The organism is Pseudalkalibacillus decolorationis (assembly GCF_024609785.1).
Lineage (GTDB): Bacteria > Bacillota > Bacilli > Bacillales > Fictibacillaceae > Pseudalkalibacillus > Pseudalkalibacillus decolorationis.
This window is the reverse complement of record NZ_JANHJQ010000011.1, coordinates 101,769-124,040: the sequence shown is the minus strand read 5'-3', so window position 1 is coordinate 124,040 and position 22,272 is coordinate 101,769. Positions and strand designations below refer to the sequence as shown.

Here is a 22,272-nt window from a genome sequence, read left to right as displayed (position 1 = left end):
TTTACAATTCGCGAAGCCGCCAGTGAACCCTTCAATAATCGTTCGACCTTTTCTTCAAAACCTTTCCTCAAAATCGACAAAGTTAAACAATTTCAAAGGAATATTTATAGGTGCATAAACATAGGTTTTGATATGGGGAGGGATGCGCGTGATTTATGGAATTATTGTACTTGCTATTGTGGGTTTATTGTTGTTTTATTTCATGTTCCGTATGTATGTAGCTACAAACCGTTACTCGTTCCGGAATGTCAAAGTCTATAAAAAACAAAGTGCTGGGCGCATACTTGGTGTGATTGGTAGTGCTTGTTTATTAATCGGTATTCTGTTATTTGTGTTCAATTATTAATAGAAGCTTAGATTAGTGTGCCTTTTATCTGTGTAGGTTATGTAGCTGTCTGCTGTTATGAATTACTTGGCAAGTATACCTTATGAGATTAAGATAGAGTAAAATGTGGAAAATAAGGTATACAAGGAGGCAGCAGCTATGTGGAAAAAATTAAAAATCTTTTTTTACTTCAAAAAAATGATACAGCGTGCTCGTACGTTAATTCGAAATCGAGAAGAAACAGGTGAAATGGTTCGAAAAGTACGATCTAAACTCAACAAACAGGAGATCCGTGATTCCTTAAAAGGATTTTTGGGCAAGGTCCAAGCTCTAGTACGACTTGTTGATCAATATCGTCTTGGTAACTACCGTGATATTTCCAAAAAGTCAATCATACTTGTTGCAGCGGGGCTTTTATATTTTCTAAGCCCAATTGACGCAGTTCCAGATATTTTAGCTGGGATAGGGCTAGTAGATGATCTTGCGGTAATCACTTATATTTGGAAGACGGTGGATAAAGAAATCAAACAGTTTCTTCATTGGGAAAAGGAAAAGCCTCAGAATAACGATCCTAAACTCGATGAAAATGATGCGATTAGCTAACCATGCTAGGTAATAAGTAAATTTTAAAAGGTCAAAGCGGCAAAGGATCCGTTTTGACCTTTTTACTCTTATACTATAGAAAAGAGGCTGACTCAGCTTCGCAAAGTCAACCTTTTCAAATTCTTTTATTTTGCAATGACCTTCTTTTGTTGGGTGGCCACATTAGATCGTTTTATAATTGATTGGGCAACTGGATATAATATCACCATCGCAAATGTGTTCAGTGCAGCTGTTGGTAGCACTACGGTTATAAACAGAGCAGTAAATGGCGCAGGTAATCCCGTGAGAACTGCTGCTGATAGGAGAAATATAGTTCCACTAAAAATTGTCCCGATTGCGGTTAAGCTTGCTGCTAAAGCAACATTACCTTGGAACTTTTTCATAACCAGAAATAGCCCAAGCACGATAAATGCTGTAATCGGCTTATCAATTATATTAGCGATCTGTCCTCCCGGAAAGCTCGTTGTTAACGCTGAAATAACCCCTGTTGAAAGTGCAGTGACCGCAACAGTCTTTTTTTCCGGAAAAAGAAAAATCGCAAGAAACATCATCGTCAGAAGCATATCAAGCTTCATGGCCCCCAAAATTCCAGGGATGACGGCATGTAAGACAAATCCGACTGCTAACAAAACCCCAATTAAAGCTAATTGAAACGACTTCATTCTAACCCTCTCCTCTTCTCAACTCGACTCGTCTACTCCAATAGTGCGCTATCGCCTAATGCGAGTAAAAACGGTTGTAAATATTTTATCAGCTAAACGGCTTTTTTACAAGTGATTTTCACCCAATCTCCATACGAAAACATTCCGATTTCTTCTGAACCAATTTAGCCAATTAACAGAAATGACAAAATGATTTGACTTATAGCTAGACGTCAGCAAATTCTTTATACTTAACGTAACAAAAGTAATATAAGGGGGTTGCTTTCATGTATAGAGATAATAAGCCAATCAATGTCAGTCCTTATGACCACCCTGATATATATCCGGGTCCAAGGCCGAACTCATCTTTTATTTATTATGAAGGAAAAGCGCACCGGATTGTTGAACAAAAAGGGGTTTCTATTGAGGACCTTGTAGTAGAGTATTCAGATTCTTCATCGTTACAGGGATCGTTTGCTGAACAAGCAAGTTATAAGAGGTCCATCGGTGATTTCTTGCATGATCAAGAACTATCCCCATTGGAAGAACGGGTTCCACTCGTTGCATACGGATCGAATATTTGTCTTGCACAACTAAGCTACAAGTTTAATCTCAATAAGGGTCTGAATGATTTCGTACTTTGTTTACGTGGTGCGATGTCTGATTCGGATATTGTTTATGGATCATTTTTAGCACCATATGGATCATTGCCGGCAATAATTGCACCTGTAAAAAATGCACTTACTGAAATTTGGCTGACATTTGTCGATCCTGAACAACTTGAGCACATGAATCGAACAGAGGGTGGCTATGTCCTTCGCGAACACCAAGGACAGAAGTTACTAACAGCAAATGGGGAACAGTTTGGCAGTGTTTATGCCTATTATTATCCTCATGCATTAGAGGTGGAAGGCTGTTGGTACCGCTTCCCAGATATAAAAGGAGAGTCGAGTTTAACATCAATGTGGCAAGCCGATATGCTTAATAAAGTCAAACAAAATGTTGGGTTTCCTGGTACGAGAGAAGAGTTCATCCACCAGCTTCGTTGGAACACATCATTTTATCGGGAAATGCAGCAATGGTTAAAGCAGTTTGATTCGCAGTTTGACCATCCAGATTGGAACGAACCTGAGATTGTCAGAACATGTGGCGGCCTTAAGCGTTCGCTGTTAACGAGTAAATCGGCTCAAATAAAAGAATACCTGTCTATTTACTCGAATAAATGAAGGATTTCCGATTACGGAAATCCTTCTACTAGCTACTAATCGATATAACTATGAGATACCTTCAGAAATTTGACTTGCAATATTTTGCAGGTCGTCTGAAGAATATTCTTCTTGATGAGATTTCCAAATAGTACCGAATCCATCACCTTTTCTGTAACGAGGTAAAATATGTACATGATAATGGAAAACAGTCTGACCTGCTGGTTCTTCATTGTTGTTCAATAAGTTAAGTCCAATCGGCTGAAATACATGCTTAATCGAGTTTGAAATCTTCGGGATGACTGAATAGATTCGTTCAGCAACCTGTGAAGGTAATTCATAAATATCCTTATGGTGTTCTTTTGGGATCACTAGGGTGTGTCCTTTTGTAACCTGGCTGATGTCGAGAAAAGCTAGCACGTGTTCATCCTCATAGATCTTTGATGAGGGTATTTCACCGTTAATAATCTTACAAAAAATACAATCTTCCATTCGTTACACACACCTTTCAGGTCGTTTTCATTTTAAAATAACATGGTACGTCGCGTAAAAAATAGGACGCCTCACTTTACTGTTCATTGTATCATAGGGATCTGTAAACAGATAAAGAAAACTCGGCGATTGCCGAGCCTTTAGGCGAAGTCAGAGCCGTAGTTGCGCTTATACTATAGAAAGTATTTATACTTTCTTAACGTGTAAAGAAAACTCGGCGATTGCCGAGCGTTTAGGCGAAGTCAGAGCCGTAGTTGCGCTTATACTATAGAAAGTATTTTTATACTTTCTTAACGTGAAAATAGGGCTGACTTATTTTTGTCAGCCCCGGAGAGGTCAGAGAAGAAAAGAGAAATATGAGATAATGAACAATGGCTTGGGAAAGTGGCCATTGCTGTTGTATGGAGAGACGTCGATAAACGAATTTACTTACAGCCATACGCTGTAAATAACTCTCCATGGAAGTTGGAAATACAACAGAAATCTCTTTCTCTTTTCTCTGGAAGAAGGGGGGATACCTTCTTCACTGTTCATCATAGCCATCTTTATTCAGATTCATACAATGAACTTTAAATGACAACACGTCTAAACTCGGGTAAATTTGTTAGAATAGAAACAAACGAATAGAAATGGGGTTCAAGATGACTAACGTACTTGAAATCAATAATCTTTCGGGTGGATACAGTCAACTACAGCCGGTATTACATGGTCTTAATTTTCATGTGAACGAAAGTGAAATCGTAGGGCTGATCGGCTTAAATGGTGCAGGTAAGAGTACAACGATTAAACATATACTCGGTCTTATGGAGCCGATTTCAGGTTCCGTGCAAATAAAAGGAAAGACATTAATGCAAGGACCAGATCACTATCGTGCCGAAATAGCATACATACCAGAAACCCCCGTATTGTACGAAGAACTTACACTATGGGAACACCTTGAATTAACCGCAATGGCTTATCAAATTGATGATGCCGATTTTCATAAGCGTGTCGATCCATTGTTAAAAGAGTTTCATATGGAAAACAAAACGAAATGGTTTCCGAACCAATTTTCAAAAGGGATGCGACAGAAGGTCATGATTATGTGTGCCTTCTTAATTCAGCCTTCTTTGTTTGTTGTCGATGAACCATTTGTTGGGCTTGATCCGCTTGGCATTCAGTCGTTCCTTGACTTATTAATCCAAGTGAAAAACAATGGAACGGGCATTTTGTTATCAACACATATTTTATCAACAGCTGAACGGTATTGTGATCGTTTTGTAATTTTACATGAAGGCAGGATTCTTGAAATCGGTACACTTGAGGAAATTCAGCAAAAAATGAAGATGCCGAATGCGACACTAGATGAAATCTACGTAAAGATAACTAGAGGAGTTTAAATAATGGATCCTAAATCTTTATGGAAAGAACGTGCCAATAGTTACTGGATGATGGCTATTAGGTATTTACGGTACATAGGAAATAGTGGATTCCTGTTCTCGGTCTATGTTTCATTCATACTCGGGAGCTATTACTACAGTATTTTAATTCAAGCACTTCCCAAAAACTTTCCTGCAGTGGAATTGATGACGATTGTATTGTTATTTTTTGTCTTGAAGGGGAGCATACGTACATTTATCAAACCGCCAGATTCAATCTTTTTGTTGTCCGCTGAGCAAAGGTTGAAGCCTTATTTTCAGCGGTCTCTAGTGTACTCTTTTATCGTGCAATCATTTGTGATTGTGGTTATTTTTCTCGTGTTGGGTCCCTTATACTTTTCACAAATTACAGGGGATATTACTATCTATCTCGGTAGTTTGCTGCTAGTTATTTTGTTGAAAGGCTGGAACTTGCTTTCAATATGGGAAGAGCTGCGATTGCCGAACAATCGATTTAAACAGTTGTCACCATTTGTCCGAGGTACGACTAGTCTGTTTCTCTTGTATACAATCTTAGATCAGCGCTGGCTGTTAACAGCGGGGTTACTAATTGCTATCTGTGTCCTTTATCTTGTCATGTATAGAAAACTAGCAAATGAGCATCCGCTGAAATGGGAGAGATTGATTGATCTAGAATCAGAGTCGTTAATGTTTTTTTACCGAATAGCAAATATGTTTGTTGAGGTGCCTAGCATAAGTAGGAGAGTGAGAGAGAGAAGGTGGGCCAATTTCTTGATTCCTATCCTGAGCGGTAAACGCGAACGGGTGCATGCATATATGTATACGAGAGCGTTCATAAGGTCAAATGATTATTTAGGAATCTATTTTCGCCTAACCTTGGTAGGAGCTGTGCTTGTATACTTTTTATCAGAAGGTTTTCTCCTATGGGGGTTTGGAGTCCTGTTTATCTATATGACTGCCCTTCAACTAACAACACTTTGGCCACATTTTGATGCAAAGGTTTGGGTGAATCTGTACCCGGTCTCTCAAGGACTTCAGTTCTATGCATTTCAACAGCTTCTTTTTCGATTATTAGTTATACAAACGATGATTTATACGATAGTAAGTTATTTCAATCACTATTCTCTAATCCAATCTCTCATCGTATTGGTTTTAGGGTTACTGGTTGTTCTAATTTTTGTGAAAATCAGACTGAAAAAACAATTAAGTAAGCGGTTTGTCTTAAGTAAGTAAACGGGGAGTCGTGAGGGTGCAATGGGAGTATATGAGGAAAAAGTGATGCAGGAATTAATCGATTGGGAGAAGGAGATGTTAAAGCGGTCTCCAATCTATAAACGTACGGCGAAACGCGTCCAAGAGCGAATTAATAAAGTGATACCAGATCGTATTCAAGAGACGATTACAAATAGTATCCGCCACATGGTTCAGGCTACACTGTCAGGGTCGGAATTCACAACGAAAAGATTGCCGATTATTGGGATGTCATTAGAGGAGCGGGATCAGCTATTAGTAGAAAAACAAAAAACGTTCAAAAAAACGGCGATGGCTGAGGGGGCAGGTACGGGTGCTGGTGGGATTTTACTTGGACTAGCAGATTTCCCTCTTCTTTTAGCGATTAAAATGAAATTCCTTTTTGAAGCGGCACGGATTTATGGATATGATACAAAGAATTATGCTGAGCGCATTTATCTGTTACACGTGTTTTTATTAGCATTTTCAGACGATGATGTTCGAAAAGAAACATTCTTAACGATAAAAGAGTGGGAGGATTATGCGGCTCGCTATGGGAAGTCGATTAATGATGAGTGGGACTGGGAAAGGTTTCAAATGACCTACCGAGATCATATCGATCTTATAAAAATGCTGCAGATGCTTCCAGGTCTAGGAGCGATAGTCGGAGCCTACGCAAACTTTCACTTTCTCGAGGATCTCGGAAATACAGCGAAAAACTGCTTCCGACTACGACATTTGGAATCAGAGAAAAGGATGAATTAGAAAATGGGACTGACTTAACATCGGTTTTTCTAGATGTCTTAGGTCAGTCCCATTTATATAAATTAGGGGGGTGCTCAATTACTTATGATAAACGAGGGTCGTTCAGTAAGTGACCCATTTCTTCCATATGATGAGTTTCGTCTGCGATTAAGTCTTCTAACTTAACCACAAGTTCCGTCATTTTCAGGTTTGCAGCTTGTTCTTTTCTTTGCTCATAACGCTCAATCGTTTCTTTTTCAGATTTACGTGCTTCCTCAATCATTTGTCGAACGTCTGTAAGCTGCTTTACTTCTGCAGGGGTAGTCGTTGGATTACCACCTAGTGTACTTATTTTTTCAGATAAGTATAATGCGTGACTTTGTTCATCAGCAATTTCATCTTGGAAGAAGGGCTTTAGCACCTGTCGATACATTCCTGAAACGACAGCAGCATTATACGTATACATGATTACTGCCGAATATTCGTGAGCAAGGTCTTCGTTTAATCCATCAATTAGTTCTTGTAGTTCTTTGTCCATTTTTACTTCATCCTTTCCAACTAAAAAGTATTCTGATGTCCCGTATATAATGTACCCGTTCCTTTTTGATAATAAACCTAATTAATTATTGGGACCTTGATCCATTCTCTTGTGACTGGTTCATAGGTTTAACCTTAACGATATCGGGAAAAGGACAACCAGTCCCATTTTTAACACGTTAAGAAAGTATAAAAATACTTTCTATAGTATAAGCGCAACTAAGGCTCAGCCGGCGCCAAAGGCTTTGGCTTTGCCAAGTTCTTTAGAAGGGTTGTGAAACAGAGAGATGAGTAAAATTGCAGTAGTTTTGACTGATATGTTTGAAGATGTGGAGTATACCGATCCTGCTCATGTATATAAGGAGGCAGGGCATGAATTATCCGTTATTGGCACAGAGAAGAATGAGGTGACTGGAAAACAGGGTAAAGCGACCGTGAAAGTTGATCAAACAATTGACCAGGCTGATGAAAATGACAACGATGCTTTGTTCATACCAGGTGGCTTTTCCCCAGATATTTTAAGGGCAGATGATCGTTTTGTAGAATTCGCAAAAAAGTTCGTTTATAGAAACAAACCGATTTTTGCTATTTGCCATGGGCCGCAACTCTTAATCACAGCAGACGTATTAAAGGGTCGTAACATTACAGGCTATAAATCAATACAAATGGATCTGAAACTTGCTGGTGCCAATGTATTTGATGAGCCCGTTGTTGTTTGTGGCGGAAACCTCGTTACGAGTCGAGAGCCTGATGATCTTCCAGCATTTATTGAAGAGACAAAGAAAATTTTAAAATATGTAAAGATGCATATCAGAAAATAATAGGAGGAAATAGATATGAATGAAAAAAATCATATGGTTGATAAAGATGAAAAGGTCCATGTTGATGAAGTATCTTCAACAGTAAACCGGATTCCAGCTGAAGAACGAGACGATATTCTGCAAAACTTTGATTCATTTAAAGAATATCTAGGTAAACGAGTTCGACTAGGTGAAAAGATGGGAATGTCAGAGGAGAAATTAGCGCAAGCGGCGGAAAAAGTAGCATCCTACCTTGCTGAAAATGAAGATCCGAGAAACCGTGAAGAGAAATTGCTACACGAGCTCTGGCACGCAGGGAATAAAGAACAGCAGCACATGCTCGCTCATATGCTCGTTCGAATGGTGGGTTAACAGAATAGATAGACTTTAAGAAAAGCGCAAGCGCCCTGTCTAGCCACGAAGGTCACTGGAAGACCGACGAGGAGGCTGTCGCCGCCGCAGGAGGTCTGAAGTTATCCAAGTGGCTGGGTGCTGGAGCTAGACATCATAGAAAAGCGGAAGCGCCCTGTTCAGGTGTGATAAAGAAAACTTGGTAAACGCTAAGGCGATTACCTTAGTTGCCCTTATGCCTGTGGTACAAGCGCTGGAGATTCTGCAACATAACACGCTTTTTGTGTTTGTGGAAAGAATCGAAGCGACCTCGAACACCTGGGCGCTGCAACTAGACATTACATCTATGCATCAAAAAGTTATACTTTCTTTACTTGTGAAAAAAGATGGTCCACAGTAGTACAAAGTGGACCATCTTTTTATCCAAGAGAAGCTCGCGTGGAGGAAAACATCTCAACTACACGTCTGTCTATGTTTTTGCTCCGTTATTTAACGGGATATTCTCCAACCGCGACGTTAATATGTGCTGGTAATATGGAAATCGTTGAAGGTGTCTGAAAGGTGCGTTCTCCGTCACAATCGATGGTTCTCTGTGGCTTTGTTTTTATTGAAACCTCTTCCGTTTGAAAGTATAATATTCCCTCGTTGTTTGGAACATTGTTCATCACCTTAGCCCGGAGTATATCCCAAAAAGTCTGCAGACGACTTGATTCGACAACAAGCACTTCCAATTTACCGTCCTCAATATCAGACCCTGGGAAGAAGGCGCGTATGCCACCAGTAAATGGACCGTTTCCGACAAGTACCATCGAAGCATCCCCTTCATAGCTGCATTCCTTTGATTCAATCCGGAGGTGAAACGGTTTCTCTTCATTGACCGTTTGAAAAACACTTAAGTAATAGGAAAGCCGTCCGAGGCTTTCCTTCACTTTAGGATCAATATTGGTTGATACATCTGTGATAAGACCGATTCCCCAGAAATTTAAAAAATACTGATGTTCGCATTTTCCAACATCAATTGCTCTGAATTGTTGCTCGCAAATTTGTTCTGTAGCAATTAAAGGGTTCTGTGAAATTCCGAGTGCTCTTGAAAAATCATTACATGTACCTGCAGGGATAATTCCGAATGCTGGCCTTTTATCAAGCGGTGCAAGAGCATTGATTAATTCATAGATCGTCCCATCTCCACCCGCACCAATAACAAGGTCAACATCTTCTCCTATTTGTTCAATTCGACGTGCGGCATCACCCTGGTCTTGTGTTTTGTATAAATTCACAAATGGAAAATGATGCTCAAGAGTAGCAAGTATTTGGTCTAATTGTTTATGAAGTTTATCGTTACCGGCTTTGGGGTTTAGCACAACTTCAACTCGTTCTATTCTCAACATCATCTTCACTTCCTTTTTTTTATGAGTAAAGAAAGTATAAAAGTTTGCGGCATAGATGCGATGTCTAGCTGCAGCGCCCAGGTGTTCGAGGTCGCTTCGATTCTTCCACAAACACAAAAGGCGTGTTATGTTGCAGAATCTCCAGCGCTTGTCACACCTTAACAGGGCGCTTCCGCTTTTCTTAACTCGAAGCTATTAAATTATAGGTTTTTAAGTAGGGCTTTCCAGAGAATACAGATTGCGGTAAGGCATTGCTAGTATCACGTTCTTTATGAGCTTTTTCATAGGAGGATGATGATCTCCATGCTTCAAAATCTCGTTCGTCCTTCCACATCGTTGCAATCACATATGTTTCTGTATCTAGCGGTCGAAGAATAGCAAGACCTTCACAACCCGGTTCTTTTTCAACAAGTCCTGCACGTTCTTTAAATCGATCTTCAAACAACGGCCTCCCTTCAATGGACACCGGAATATTGTTAAACACGGCATACCCAGCATTTTCAAAGCTCCCGGATTCCTCAATCGCTTCATACGTATGTCCTGATTCGAAAACGCTATCTCCGGTGGTTTTATGTATGAGCATCGCGTCTCCAGAGTGTTCGAGTAAATAGAATTTTCCTTCTTCGTTTTGGTGTTTTTCCATGTAATCCTTCAAGTAATCATCCGTTCCATAAGCAATATGATAGTTCATATTTATCCGTCCTTTCCATTTTCAAAAACATTTTCTCAACTTATTATGAACAAAATGAGATTTATTCATGATTTACCCAATTTCGTGAAATACTAAACGAAACTAAAAGCTGGAAATACACGTAAAGTTTGGTTAAGGTGGTAAAGGATTTTAAAGAAGTTGTTCAAAAAGTCCGGTAAAAATAGCTGTCGAATTTCTTCGTTGCTTGGAAAAGGAGTATTCCGGTGTGCGAGGTATCGCTTCCGTAGAATATTCTTGTGCTCGATCTCTGTGGACTTGCACAGGACGTGAAGTACTAAGTCGAAGTTCCATATGTACCTGCGTCTACAAGCGTATTCTTGGATGTAAGCTTCCTCGGTACAACTCGTAGTATTTATGCAAGTACCGCTCGTCGTTCCGGTTCTCAAGATTTTCGCGCCTCGGGCTCACACGATGTGAGTCAGTTGGGTTCACAGGATGTGAATCAGATCAATGTTGTTACAGGATGTAACGTTTTTAATTGATCTTCCTTAATTGTAACAGGACGTTACGAATTTAGTTGAACTTCAAATATTACGGCTCTTTTTGTCCTCCTTTTGAACACGTACTTATATAAATAAGGAGTTGTTGCGTTGTGAAAAAACGAACAACGCGCATTATTATCGCGGCGATAGCACTTATATTTTTGTCATTACTCGGTTATATGGGAATTATTTTTGCCGGGAATTATGTCATTGATGAAAAAGATCTTGTGATGAGCTCTGCAACCACTCTTGTAGATGATAAAGGGGACGTCATTACAAAGTTGTATGCGCAAAATCGTGAGCTTGTCGAGATTGAAGACATACCTGAGCATGTTCAACAGGCGTTTATTGCGGTAGAGGATCGTCGGTTTTATGATCACTCTGGAATCGATTATCAGGCGATAGGACGTGCACTGTATAAAGATATTTTGGCAGGAGGCAAGGTTGAAGGGGGAAGCACGATTACCCAACAGCTTGCTAAGAATATTTTTCTATCACACGATAAGACGTGGTTAAGAAAAACGAAGGAAGCAATTATTGCAATCAATCTAGAACGAAAGTATACGAAGAAAGAAATATTGGAGATGTACTTGAACCAAATCTATTTTGGACATGGTGCCTATGGGATTCAGTCCGCTTCTAAATTATTTTTTGATAAAGAGGTGGGGGAACTAACACTCGAGGAAGGGGCACTCTTGGCTGGGCTTCCAAAAGCACCGAACGGGTATTCACCCATTGATCACCCGGAAAAAAGTAAAAAAAGACGAGATCTAGTACTCTCACTCATGGCAGATGTTGACTTTATTAGTGCTGAACAAGCGGTTAGGGCACAAGGGAAGACGATCTCTCTTCATGTTCATCGGTTAGAGAAGAATCCCGCTTACTTAACTTATATCGATATGGTTTTAGATGAAGCGAAGAAGAGATACTCGCTTTCATCGATGGAGGTCTTGAAAGGTGGATACAAAATCGCAGTACCTATGAATCCTGCTGCACAGAAAACATCTTATAAAGCATTCCAAAATGATACGTACTTTAATGGCAGTGACAAGAGTGTCTCTCCACAAGGTGCGTTTGTATTGATGGATCCTAATAAAGGCGGAGTACTTGCAGTTCAAGGAGGTCGCGACTATGTGCGACAAGGCTTTAATCGAGTAACAGCGAAACGACAACCCGGTTCCACGTTTAAACCCCTTGCTGTCTATGGTCCTGCACTTGAGATGAAGAAGTGGGAGCCCTATTCACTATTGAAAGATGAACGCCTTGATTACGGTGGATACACTCCGGAAAACTACGATGGAAATTATCAAGGTACTGTATCTATGTATGAGGCGATTGTTGATTCAATTAATGCACCCGCTGTTTGGTTATTGAATAAGATCGGAATGTCGAGGTCACTAGAGTATTTACAAAAACTCGGAATGGACGTCAATGAGCGACAGCTTGGGGTAGCTCTTGGTGGATTGGATAAGGGTGTTTCTCCATTGCAGATTGCAAGTGCATTTTCAGCATTCGCAAATGAAGGTAGTCGTGTTGAACCCTATTTTATTCAAGCGATCTATGATCGAGATGGCAAATTAATAGAAGAGACAAATCCAAAAGAAAAAAAGGTTTTTTCCAAACAAACGGCTTGGTATATGACAAAAATGCTTCGTTCAGTGATGACAGACGGTACTGGTAAGAAGGGGGATGTTAACACTGACCTTGCAGGAAAAACAGGGACAACAACTTTTGAGCAAGTAGATGGAGCAAATAAAGATTTATGGTTTGCTGGATATACCCCAAAGGCAGTTGGTGCTGTTTGGATAGGGTATGATCGGACGACAAAACAACGGTACATGGAAGGTTCAAGCTCTGATCCAACGGTTATGTTTAAAGACATTCTGAAGGAAATTCCGGAGCAGCAGAAGCTGGCATTTCAAAAACCAAAAGGGGTTAAAGACCTAGAGCCACCAATTGAAATGGTGGCGATTGACGATTTGAGTGCTCAATTTGCATTCAGCCGTTTTGGAGTGCCTGGTGTGGAATTGACATGGACCGCATCAGAGGATGAGCGGCTTATGTACAAAATTTATATAAACACAGAGGACGGTCCTGAAAAGGTGGATACAGTCATTGGGGAAGGTAGTTATACGGTGGTGTCGCCAAAATTATTCACATTCCCAGAGTTTTATGTAGTTCCATATAATCCCCTTACAAAAAAAGATGGGGAACCATCTAACACTATATCAACATCCGCTTTTAATTGAAGAGAAATGCTTGATAAATACATGTAAAAAGAACTGATTGCTTACGCTTTTTCACTGCGTTTGAGTCAGTTCTTTTGCACGTTAAGAAAGTATAAAAATACTTTCTATAGTATAAGCGCAACTAAGGCGATCGCCAGCGCTAAGGCTTGGCGCTAGCCAAGTTTTCTTCACACGTTAAGAAAGTATAAAAAATACTTTCTATAGTATAAGCGCAACTAAGGCGATCGCCTGCGCTAAGGCTTGGCGTTAGCCAAGTTTTCTTTACATGGGAATAAACTATTTTCAAACTGTGTCGATAGTTAGAAGGACAGCGTGTTTTTGTTACTGGGTAAGGGAGTACTATTGTTCATGGATGTAATGTCTAGCTTCAGCGCCCAACCCCTTGGATCACTTCAGTCCCCTGCGGCGGCAACACGCTGACTTACATCATGTGTATTCCCACGCAGGGCCGAACTTGTTTGGACCGAGCCTCCTCGGTGGCCTTCCAGTGACCTTCGGGGTAGAACAGGGCGCTTACGCTTTTCTAATTGGGGGGAGAAAATTGTTCAAAAAGCTACAAAGTAAATTGATGCTTGTAATGGCAATTCTTTTAGCCGTATCATTATTTCTGGTTGCTTTACTAACTTATTCACAGGTGAGTGACACGATCGAAGGTAACGTAGAAGTACAAACCTTATCAATGGTGGATCAAATGTCGAGTCAGATTTCTTTATATCTAGATAACATAGACCAGACGTTGAATCGATATAGCGATGATAATCGGGTCATTGACCATTTAAAAGCAACGAATGCAGGAGAAGAATCAAGAAAAACAACATGGGATGTATTAGATAAGGATTTTTCAAATTATTTAACACTGAACAAAAACGTCGGGTTTTTGTATACAGCAAGTACTTCGAAACAAATGGACACCACTCCAGTTCTCGATTTACCTGATGACTATGATCCAACCAGCCGCCCTTGGTATAAAAGCGCGATGAAAGATAATGAGAAAGTAACCTGGACTAAACCTTATGAAGATGCGGCTTCTGGAGAGTATGTACTGACAGCAGCAAAAACCGTACTTGATCCGAAAACAGATGAGGTCATTGGTGTAGTTGCGATGGATATAAGTTTGAATAACCTCGCAGCAGTTGTTTCAAGTACATCTGTCCAATACGACGGTTACGCGTTCTTACTCGATCAGTCCGGAATGGCAATGGTACATCCGGAACTTAAGGGAGAACAGCTATTAGAAAAATATGAATATGCCGAAAAAATGTATAAATCAGGGTCTAAAGACGGGGAAATTAATTACACTGAAAAGAAAAAGGATAGACTCCTTTACTTTGACACAATCGAATTGACTGGCTGGAAGGTCGGCACTTCTTTTCCAAAGAGTGCTTTAACTCAGGAAGCTAGAGATATTCGTAATAGTATCTTACTTATTGCGCTCGTGATCGTGATTGTGTCAATTGGTGTTAGTTATTTTATCGCACGAAGTATCACAAAGCCTGTCAAGCAATTAAGAGACCAGGTCAATCGGGTAGCAGTAGGTGATCTAACTGTTAAGGTTAAGAGTAAAAGTAAAGATGAGATTGGGGAGCTAACGGCTCACTTTAACGTAATGGTAGATAAAATGCGTAATTTAATCCAATCTGTACAGTCGTCTTCCTATCAGGTAACAGCATCATCGGAAAACTTAAGTGCAGTTGCAGAAGAAACGATTGCATCAAGTGAAGAAGTTGCACGTGCCGTAACAGACATTGCTAGTGGATCAACTCAACAGGCTTCTGATGTTGAATCGACACTAAATCGTGCTGTGAATCTATCAGAAGAAATCGAGAAGGTTAATCTGCAAGCTCGTTCTATGAAACAGTTGTCAGCAACAGCGGAAACAGCAAATGAAAAAGGGATGGAACAGGTTGCAACATTGCGTTCCAAAAATGATGAATCCAATAAAGTACTAACTTCTGTTGAAGGTGTTTTTTACGATCTTAATGAGAAGATTAAGGAAGTAGAAGAAGTAATTTTAACGATAAATGAGATTTCTGAAAAGACGAACTTACTTGCATTGAATGCAGGAATTGAAGCTGCTAGAGCGGGAGAGAGCGGAAGGGGATTTGCTGTTGTTGCCAATGAAGTCCGGAAACTAGCAGAACAGTCCTCTGTTGCAACAGAGCGAGTTAAGACTATCTTGAAAGGGATCGAAACGGAATCCAAGCGGGTCGGAGTGGAAATGGATCATACAAAAGCCATCTCTAATGAACAGAATGAGGCAGTAGGGGATACGGAAAGTGCGTTTATTATGTTAGGTGAATCTATGAAACAAATGGTCTTATTCATCGATTCGATTGGTGCGGATGTAGATAAAATGAATGGTCATAAAGAGGCTGTCATGGAATCCATCCAAAACATATCAGCAGTTGCACAGCAAGCTGCAGCGTCATCTGAAGAGGTTAGTGCATCAACTGATGAACAACAACGAGCACTGGAGACAGTTGGTGAATCGGCAGAAGCATTAAGTGAAGCAAGTGGCCAATTAATGGAATTGATCAAACAATTTACGGTGGTAGAACAGGAGAACGGAACAGACATACAAATCGTAAATAATGAGAAGAGTTAAGAATATAGTAGAATGGAAGCTAGCTAGACATTACATCTATTTTTAAAGTCCTAATATAAGATGGGGAACGTCAATTAAAGCCGTTCCCCTTCTTTTCTTACTCTATTTCGGATGGATCCTTCTCTTTACCTCTACTTTTATTGTGTTTATTTAAATATTTTTCAACTAAATACATTCCAAGCATTAAAATCACAAGTCCATTTCCAATGAACTGAAAGACGAGCTGATATGCGGGCTCGAAATCATACATGATCAGAACGATTAAATAAAACAAAAAAAACGGAAGGATCATCAATTGTTTTTTCCGTTTTGATTCAATTTTAAAGAATTGACTAATTCGATTAACAGATAGAATAACGACTGCCCAATAAAATAATGTATACGATAAATTTAAGGAGCCACCAGTCTTATGAATGAACATCGTCGTTACAACAAGATGAATTCCGAGTAACGACAGGATAATTAGGAAGTATAGACATGTATATAAAATCATTCTCAGCATAAACAGGTTCGGAAGCTGATCAAATAAAATACGCTCCTTCTGTCGTAATTGCAGTTTGTTATAAACAAACATAAAAATGATTGTTCCAACAATAATGCTGAAAATATAGGACGATTCTAAATCATGCATATAGAGACTGGATATGCCATCAATCGTTAAATCCGAAAAGAATAATCGTTTAATAAAGACAAGTAAATACACTAGGCCATAACCAATAAAGAAGATTGCCCCAGTTTTATACCATTTTGATTGTTTCGATTCTCTATACCTCATTTAATTTCTCTCCTTACCTAATGGAGTTTCTATCTGTCTAACTCCACTTTCATTCTTTCGTTTAAGGTTTTTAAAATGTGTGGATGAATGAAATTAATGTTCAACCTATACAGTACCATATTTATTTCCAATTAGGATACTAAGCCTTTGGAATTACGACTAATTTATGACAGTTGAAGCGCGATTGTATACTTTTAATAAACAGACTAGTATAGTTAATAATGGTTATAATCTGTGTCGAAAAGTCGAATAATCTTGGATGACATATGACAACAAATCTTTTTTATTTTACAATGATGTGAGACTAAAATAAATGATCGTAGGTAAGAGATGAAAGGTGATTATAAATGGGAAAAGGATTTAACGATCAATTCTTGCGTGCTTGCCGAGGTGAAGAGGTAACACACGTACCGGTTTGGTATATGAGACAGGCAGGACGTTCACAACCTGAATATCGTAAATTAAAGGAAAAATACTCCTTATTTGATATTACACATCGACCAGAAGTTTGTGCTGATGTGACGCGTTTACCCGTCGAGCAGTACGATGTTGATGCTGCAATTCTCTATAAAGATATTATGACGCCACTGCCTGCAATTGGGGTGGATGTTGAAATTAAGTCGGGCATTGGTCCTGTTATCGACAATCCGATTCAATCAAAGTCGGATGTAGATCGTTTGGGAGAAATTGATCCCGAGCAAGATGTACCGTATGTATTGGATACAATTAAACTGTTACGAGAACAGCTTTCCGTCCCGTTAATCAGTTTCTCAGGTGCACCTTTTACATTAGCTAGCTATATGATTGAGGGTGGACCATCAAAGAATTACTATAAGACGAAAGCGTTTATGTATTCTGAGCCTGAAGCATGGTTTGCCTTAATGGACAAGCTGGCTGATACGATTATTCGATACGTGAAATCGCAAATTAAAGCAGGCGCACAAGCCATTCAAATTTTCGATTCGTGGGTTGGTGCTCTAAATGTAGCTGATTATCGCATATTTATTAAACCAGTAATGGCAAGGATTTTCTCAGAATTAAAAGGAGAGAACGTTCCATTGATCATGTTCGGTGTTGGAGCAAGCCACCTTGCGAATGAGTGGAATGAACTTCCTATAGATGTTGTTGGACTCGATTGGAGACTGCCGATTAAAGAAGCAAGATCGATCGGTATCGAAAAGACGGTTCAAGGAAACCTAGAGCCGGCAATCCTTCTAGCTCCTTGGGATGTAATAAAAGAACGGACAAAGGAAATATTGGACCAAGGGATGGAATCTTCCAAGTTTATTTTTAACCTTGGGCATGGCGTCTTTCCAGAGGTTAACCCGGATACATTAAAGCGTTTAACAGCGTTTGTCCACGAATATTCGTCGAAATAATAAGACGGGGTGATGAAATTGGCAAAACGTAAAATGGGAATTTTGGTTATGGCCTATGGGACACCGAGAAGTCCTGAGGAAATAGAACCATACTATACACATATAAGAAGAGGTAGAAAGCCAGCGCCTGATGAATTGCAGGATTTAAAAGATCGGTATGAAGCAATTGGCGGAGTGTCACCACTGGCAAAAATCACAGCTGAACAGACACAAAAGCTTGAAGACGCTATGAATGAGATGCATGATGATATTGAATTCAAATCGTATCTTGGACTTAAGCATATTAACCCATTCATAGAGGATGCGGTCCGTCAAATGCATAAAGACGGGATTAAAGAAGCGATCAGCATCGTTCTTGCTCCTCATTATTCTACTTTCTCTGTAAAGTCCTATAATGGCCGAGCAATTGAAGAGGCTGAAAAGCTTGGTGGACTTAACATAACTCCCGTAGACAGCTGGTATAATGAGCCAGGATATATATCCTATTGGGCGAATAAGGTGAAACAAACATTTAAACAAATCTCTAAATCTGAGCATGAGCGGACTGTAGTTATCTTTTCTGCACATAGTCTTCCGCAGAAGATCATTCAAATGGCAGACCCTTACCCGGATCAATTACAGGAAACTGCCGATTTGATTGCAAAAGAAGCAGGGATCCCTAATTACACAATCGGGTGGCAGAGTGCAGGGAATACGCCAGATCCATGGATTGGACCTGATGTACAAGATTTGACTCAGGATTTATTCGAACAAGCGGGTTATCATCATTTTATATACTGCCCAGTAGGTTTTGTAGCAGAACACCTTGAGGTTTTATATGATAATGATTACGAGTGTAAAGTTGTGACTGATCGATTAGGCGCTAATTATTATCGACCGGAGATGCCGAATGCAAAACCTGAATTTATCGAATGCCTTGCACGTGTTGTCTCGAATAAACTCGAAAGCCGTGACCGATTATGAAACGAATTGTCATTGTGGGTGGAGGGATCACTGGTCTTTCCGCCGCTTTTTATTTACAAAGGGAAATTCAACAACATCAATTAGATGCGAGTGTGACACTTTTGGAAGCAGGGGATCGTCTAGGTGGTAAGATCCAAACGGAATATCGAGATGGTTTTGTAATCGAACGTGGACCAGATTCGTTTTTAGCTAGGAAAAAAAGTATGAGTGAACTGATTGAAGAGGTCGGGCTTGCAGGTGATCTTGTGAATAACCGCACGGGTCAAGCTTATATTCTCCATAGTGGGAGCCTTCACCCAATCCCTGAAGGAGCAGTTATGGGTGTGCCGACAGAAGTGAGTCCTTTCATAAAAAGTGGGTTGTTTACATTACCCGGGAAGGCTAGGGCTGGAATGGATCTTTTTTTACCGGCAAAAAAGGTTGAAGGGGACCAAGCAGTCGGTACATTCTTCAGAAGAAGATTAGGCGACGAGGTCGTCGACCACTTGATTGAACCGTTGTTATCGGGTATTTACGCAGGTAACATAGACCGACTTAGCCTACAATCGACTTTCCCACAATTTCAACAAGTGGAGGAGCAGCATCGAAGCCTAATTCTCGGTATGAAAAAGACTCGACCAAAGAAACAGCCTAAATCAACAAAAGGTGTTTTCCTTACGTTGAAGAGTGGGTTATCTTCGTTAGTGGAGGCACTAGAACTTCAAATGACTGATAAAGTACACATTCGGAAAAACAGTCCTGTTACCGCGTTTGAAAAAAACAACGAGGTTTATCATGTAGGACTTGAAGATGGGAGCACAATCGAAGCGGATCAGGTTATATTTACAATACCTGCGTTGAAGGCTGCTACATTGTTTGATAAGGAGATCCAGTCCCAGCTACAAAGTGCACCTGCCACCTCTGTTGCAACAATTGCAATGGCATTTCCTGAAGCTTTAGTACCGAATGATCTGAACGGAACTGGGTTTGTCGTCTCCAAGAAATCATCTTCCTATACGATTACAGCGTGCACATGGACGAATAAAAAGTGGCCGCATACGACACCAGATGGGTATTTCTTGCTACGCTGCTATGTTGGAAAAGCAGATGACCAGTCTATCGTTGACAAAGATGATGAAGCAATTCTTGATGCGGTAATGACTGATTTGAAGCAGATTATGAATATTAAGGATCGACCTGAATTTTATTATGTAACGAGATGGAAGCATGCGATGCCTCAATATCTTGTAGGTCATAAAGAAAAAAGAGAACAACTTGAAAAGATACTTGATGAAAAATACCCAAGGATACAGTTGGCGGGTGCTTCATTTGATGGGATTGGTTTACCTGATTGTATTCAGTCTGGGGAACAGGCAGCAAGGAAAGCAATCGAGGGATTAATAGGTAGATGAGGAAAGCAATTCAAAAACTACTAGATAGGATATTCGAAAACCTGATATTTAGATGTACTTTTATGCTCCCCAGTAGCAGAATCGCTAGAGCATCAAAGAAATGATCGGATCAAAGCGGAAAACATTCCGCTTTGTACAAAAAATAGGAAGAAAGACTATTTTTTGATGTTCGGATGTTGATTTATTGTCTGGATATTGAGTAATTCATCCGTATATAAGATTAATCGTCCAGATATCGAGTAATTCATCCGTATATAAGATTAATCGTCCAGATATCGAGTAATTCATCCGGATTCAGGATTAATCGTCCGGATATTGAGTAATTCATCCATATATAAGATTAATCGTCCGGATATTAGCTAATTCATCCGGATTCAGAACTTATCAGCTCAATTCAAGGTTTACCAACAATACTCAGAGCTAATCAACCAAACTTCAGATTTACAACAGCCTAAATATAAAATAGAGGCAATTAATCGCAAACAACCCTTTCATTCGATTTCCAACCGATTTAATGTTTCATTGTACATGCCGAATGATGTCGATTTGTGGTAAACGGAAAGCATTTATTCTGGTATAATAGAACTATTGTAAAGATTATTGCTAATAACTGGTAAAGTCTTAGAATAGTTGAGGGATTTCATATGGCTGATATAATCAAACCAATCGTAGTAAATATTTCGTTAATCGTCTCTTTAGCTTTTTTAGCAAACATGGTTTATCCTTTTCGAGACAATGATGAACTAACTTTGAAGAAGCAACTTGTCTTCGGATTACTTAGTTCAATTGCTGCGGTATTATGTATGGTCTACCCAATTGAAACCTTCCGTACGACGGTCTTTGATCTACGTACAGTCCCTCTCATCGTCGTTACCCTCTATGCCGGTATTGTTCCAGGTGCAATTTGTGCGTTTGTTATTAGTATGGGACGTCTCTGGATTGGTGGGGAATATGCATGGGTTGGTGTATTAATTACGGTAATTGCTTTATTGATCGCATTCGGCTATTCTCGGTCGTTTTCTGAGGCAAACAAGAAATGGAAGCCGGCCCTTATAGCTGGATTCTTATTTTTTCTATTCTATCTTATGATCATTAATACATATCTTGATTTTCTTCCTACCTATTTTTACCTGGCATATTTTATACCGTTTTATCTTACATACTTTTTAATGGTTATTTTGATTGACCGCTTAATTAGAATCAATATAGAGTTGGACGAAACAATCTATTTAGGGAAATTGTCAGTGCTCGGCCAAATGGCAGCTTCTATTGCACATGAAATAAGGAACCCACTAACGACAATACGTGGTATGCTCCAATTCCTGTCTAGTGATACAACAGATAAACAGCTCAAGCGGTATGCTCCATTGTTAATTGATGAGCTTGACCGAAGCAATAAAATCATCACCGACTATTTAACTCTAGTAAAACCTGGTAGTATTGAGCTTGGTAAGCTTAACCTACGAGAAGTAGTAGAGGATACAATCAATCTGTTGTTACCGCTTGGTGCCTATCATAATGTAGAAATAAAAACGGAGATTACCGTTTCTTATATGGTCAAAGCACATGAACAACATTTTAAACAATGCTTGATCAATATCATTAAAAATGGAATTGAAGCTATTGATGGGAAAGGCATCATCCGGATTAAAGTTAAAAGTAAGAATTCAGATGAAGTCTCGCTTTCAATAGAGGATAACGGGAAGGGTATGACTAGAGAGGAACTAGAAAAGATCGGTTTGCCCTTTTATACAACCAAAACAAAAGGGACAGGGCTAGGTTCGATGATCACCTACCGTTTGATTCGTAATATGGGTGGCGTACTCCAGTATAAGAGTGTAAAGGATAAGGGCACCACCGTTACGATTACGCTACCGATAAGTGAATGACAGGGTAACTTCAAGGTTTTGCGTTCTACCTCTTTAGCATAAAATTGACTTCATTTGATTTGGTCCTAAAGGCGGAAGATAGTAATAGGCAGACTCAAAAGTTTTCAATAGAACTTTTGAGTCTGCCTCTTT

20 protein-coding genes are annotated in these 22,272 nt (G+C 39.7%); 14 read left to right on the top strand and 6 right to left on the bottom strand.

All coding sequences use genetic code 11. From position 1 onward, the window contains the following. The first annotated feature begins 148 nt into the window (after positions 1-148). Both NON16_RS12415 and NON16_RS12410 read left to right on the top strand, forming a co-directional pair. Positions 149-346: a hypothetical protein gene (locus tag NON16_RS12415; protein WP_257349431.1), complete on the top strand. Its 198-nt coding sequence runs from the start codon at positions 149-151 to the stop codon at positions 344-346. 138 nt (positions 347-484) lie between these two features. Further along, positions 485-928, top strand: a complete 444-nt coding sequence (locus NON16_RS12410; protein ID WP_257349430.1) for a YkvA family protein — start codon at positions 485-487, stop codon at positions 926-928. 125 nt (positions 929-1,053) lie between these two features. On the opposite strand, the gene NON16_RS12405 is transcribed toward NON16_RS12410, so the two are convergent. Continuing rightward, positions 1,054-1,590 carry a tryptophan transporter gene (locus NON16_RS12405; protein WP_257349429.1) on the bottom strand — a complete coding sequence of 179 codons (537 nt, stop codon included), beginning with the start codon at positions 1,588-1,590 and terminating at the stop codon, positions 1,054-1,056. Between the two features lie 266 nt (positions 1,591-1,856). On the opposite strand from NON16_RS12405, the gene NON16_RS12400 reads away from it, so the two are divergent. Then, the gene (locus tag NON16_RS12400; protein ID WP_257349427.1) at positions 1,857-2,795 is read left to right on the top strand and encodes a hypothetical protein; all 939 of its coding nucleotides are present in this window, start codon (positions 1,857-1,859) and stop codon (positions 2,793-2,795) included. A gap of 48 nt (positions 2,796-2,843) precedes the next feature. On the opposite strand, the gene NON16_RS12395 is transcribed toward NON16_RS12400, so the two are convergent. Beyond that, on the bottom strand, positions 2,844-3,266 hold the full coding sequence (locus NON16_RS12395) for an HIT family protein (RefSeq protein WP_257349426.1): 423 nt from the start codon (positions 3,264-3,266) through the stop codon (positions 2,844-2,846). Between the two features lie 641 nt (positions 3,267-3,907). On the opposite strand from NON16_RS12395, the gene NON16_RS12390 reads away from it, so the two are divergent. The 3 genes from NON16_RS12390 to NON16_RS12380 are packed head-to-tail and all read left to right on the top strand — an operon-like array spanning position 3,908 to position 6,640. Beyond that, entirely contained in the window at positions 3,908-4,645 is a 738-nt protein-coding gene (locus NON16_RS12390) for an ABC transporter ATP-binding protein (RefSeq protein WP_257349425.1), read from the top strand. 3 nt (positions 4,646-4,648) lie between these two features. After that, positions 4,649-5,878 (top strand): ABC transporter permease, encoded by a 1,230-nt coding sequence (locus NON16_RS12385; protein ID WP_257349423.1) that lies wholly within the window; start codon positions 4,649-4,651, stop codon positions 5,876-5,878. A gap of 21 nt (positions 5,879-5,899) precedes the next feature. After that, positions 5,900-6,640 carry an EcsC family protein gene (locus NON16_RS12380; RefSeq protein WP_257349421.1) on the top strand — a complete coding sequence of 247 codons (741 nt, stop codon included), beginning with the start codon at positions 5,900-5,902 and terminating at the stop codon, positions 6,638-6,640. An 82-nt stretch (positions 6,641-6,722) separates the two neighbouring features. Here the strand turns inward: NON16_RS12380 and NON16_RS12375 are convergent, their stop codons facing one another. Beyond that, positions 6,723-7,157, bottom strand: coding sequence for a ferritin-like domain-containing protein (locus tag NON16_RS12375; RefSeq protein WP_257349419.1), 435 nt, complete (start codon positions 7,155-7,157; stop codon positions 6,723-6,725). Between the two features lie 286 nt (positions 7,158-7,443). Between NON16_RS12375 and NON16_RS12370 the strand changes: the two genes are divergently transcribed. Together NON16_RS12370 and NON16_RS12365 are read left to right on the top strand one after the other, a co-directional pair. Then, positions 7,444-7,977, top strand: coding sequence for a type 1 glutamine amidotransferase domain-containing protein (locus NON16_RS12370; RefSeq protein WP_257349417.1), 534 nt, complete (start codon positions 7,444-7,446; stop codon positions 7,975-7,977). A 15-nt stretch (positions 7,978-7,992) separates the two neighbouring features. After that, on the top strand, positions 7,993-8,328 hold the full coding sequence (locus NON16_RS12365) for a DUF3243 domain-containing protein (protein ID WP_257349415.1): 336 nt from the start codon (positions 7,993-7,995) through the stop codon (positions 8,326-8,328). Positions 8,329-8,792: 464 nt separating this feature from the next. Here NON16_RS12365 and NON16_RS12360 read toward each other — a convergent pair whose 3' ends face one another. Both NON16_RS12360 and NON16_RS12355 read right to left on the bottom strand, forming a co-directional pair. Continuing rightward, complete coding sequence (locus NON16_RS12360) at positions 8,793-9,698, bottom strand: diacylglycerol/lipid kinase family protein (protein ID WP_257349413.1); 906 nt, start codon at positions 9,696-9,698, stop codon at positions 8,793-8,795. Between the two features lie 178 nt (positions 9,699-9,876). Further along, positions 9,877-10,386: an antibiotic biosynthesis monooxygenase family protein gene (locus NON16_RS12355; protein WP_257349411.1), complete on the bottom strand. Its 510-nt coding sequence runs from the start codon at positions 10,384-10,386 to the stop codon at positions 9,877-9,879. A 613-nt stretch (positions 10,387-10,999) separates the two neighbouring features. Between NON16_RS12355 and NON16_RS12350 the strand changes: the two genes are divergently transcribed. Further along, complete coding sequence (locus NON16_RS12350) at positions 11,000-13,138, top strand: transglycosylase domain-containing protein (RefSeq protein WP_257349409.1); 2,139 nt, start codon at positions 11,000-11,002, stop codon at positions 13,136-13,138. A 541-nt stretch (positions 13,139-13,679) separates the two neighbouring features. Then, positions 13,680-15,743 (top strand): methyl-accepting chemotaxis protein, encoded by a 2,064-nt coding sequence (locus NON16_RS12345; RefSeq protein WP_257349407.1) that lies wholly within the window; start codon positions 13,680-13,682, stop codon positions 15,741-15,743. Between the two features lie 97 nt (positions 15,744-15,840). On the opposite strand, the gene NON16_RS12340 is transcribed toward NON16_RS12345, so the two are convergent. Beyond that, positions 15,841-16,518 (bottom strand): hypothetical protein, encoded by a 678-nt coding sequence (locus NON16_RS12340; protein ID WP_257349405.1) that lies wholly within the window; start codon positions 16,516-16,518, stop codon positions 15,841-15,843. A 347-nt stretch (positions 16,519-16,865) separates the two neighbouring features. Here NON16_RS12340 and hemE point away from each other — a divergent pair, with 347 nt between their 5' ends. The 4 genes from hemE to NON16_RS12320 all read left to right on the top strand — a co-directional run bounded on the left by hemE (position 16,866) and on the right by NON16_RS12320 (position 22,140). Further along, the gene (hemE, locus tag NON16_RS12335; RefSeq protein ID WP_257349403.1) at positions 16,866-17,897 is read left to right on the top strand and encodes a uroporphyrinogen decarboxylase; all 1,032 of its coding nucleotides are present in this window, start codon (positions 16,866-16,868) and stop codon (positions 17,895-17,897) included. Between the two features lie 18 nt (positions 17,898-17,915). After that, positions 17,916-18,860, top strand: coding sequence for a ferrochelatase (gene hemH, locus NON16_RS12330; protein ID WP_257349401.1), 945 nt, complete (start codon positions 17,916-17,918; stop codon positions 18,858-18,860). Further along, positions 18,857-20,251, top strand: a complete 1,395-nt coding sequence (gene hemY / locus NON16_RS12325; RefSeq protein ID WP_257349400.1) for a protoporphyrinogen oxidase — start codon at positions 18,857-18,859, stop codon at positions 20,249-20,251. The genes hemH and hemY overlap by 4 nt, the downstream gene beginning before the upstream one ends. A gap of 644 nt (positions 20,252-20,895) precedes the next feature. Continuing rightward, the gene (locus tag NON16_RS12320) at positions 20,896-22,140 is read left to right on the top strand and encodes an ATP-binding protein (RefSeq protein ID WP_257349399.1); all 1,245 of its coding nucleotides are present in this window, start codon (positions 20,896-20,898) and stop codon (positions 22,138-22,140) included. Positions 22,141-22,272: the final 132 nt, after the last annotated feature.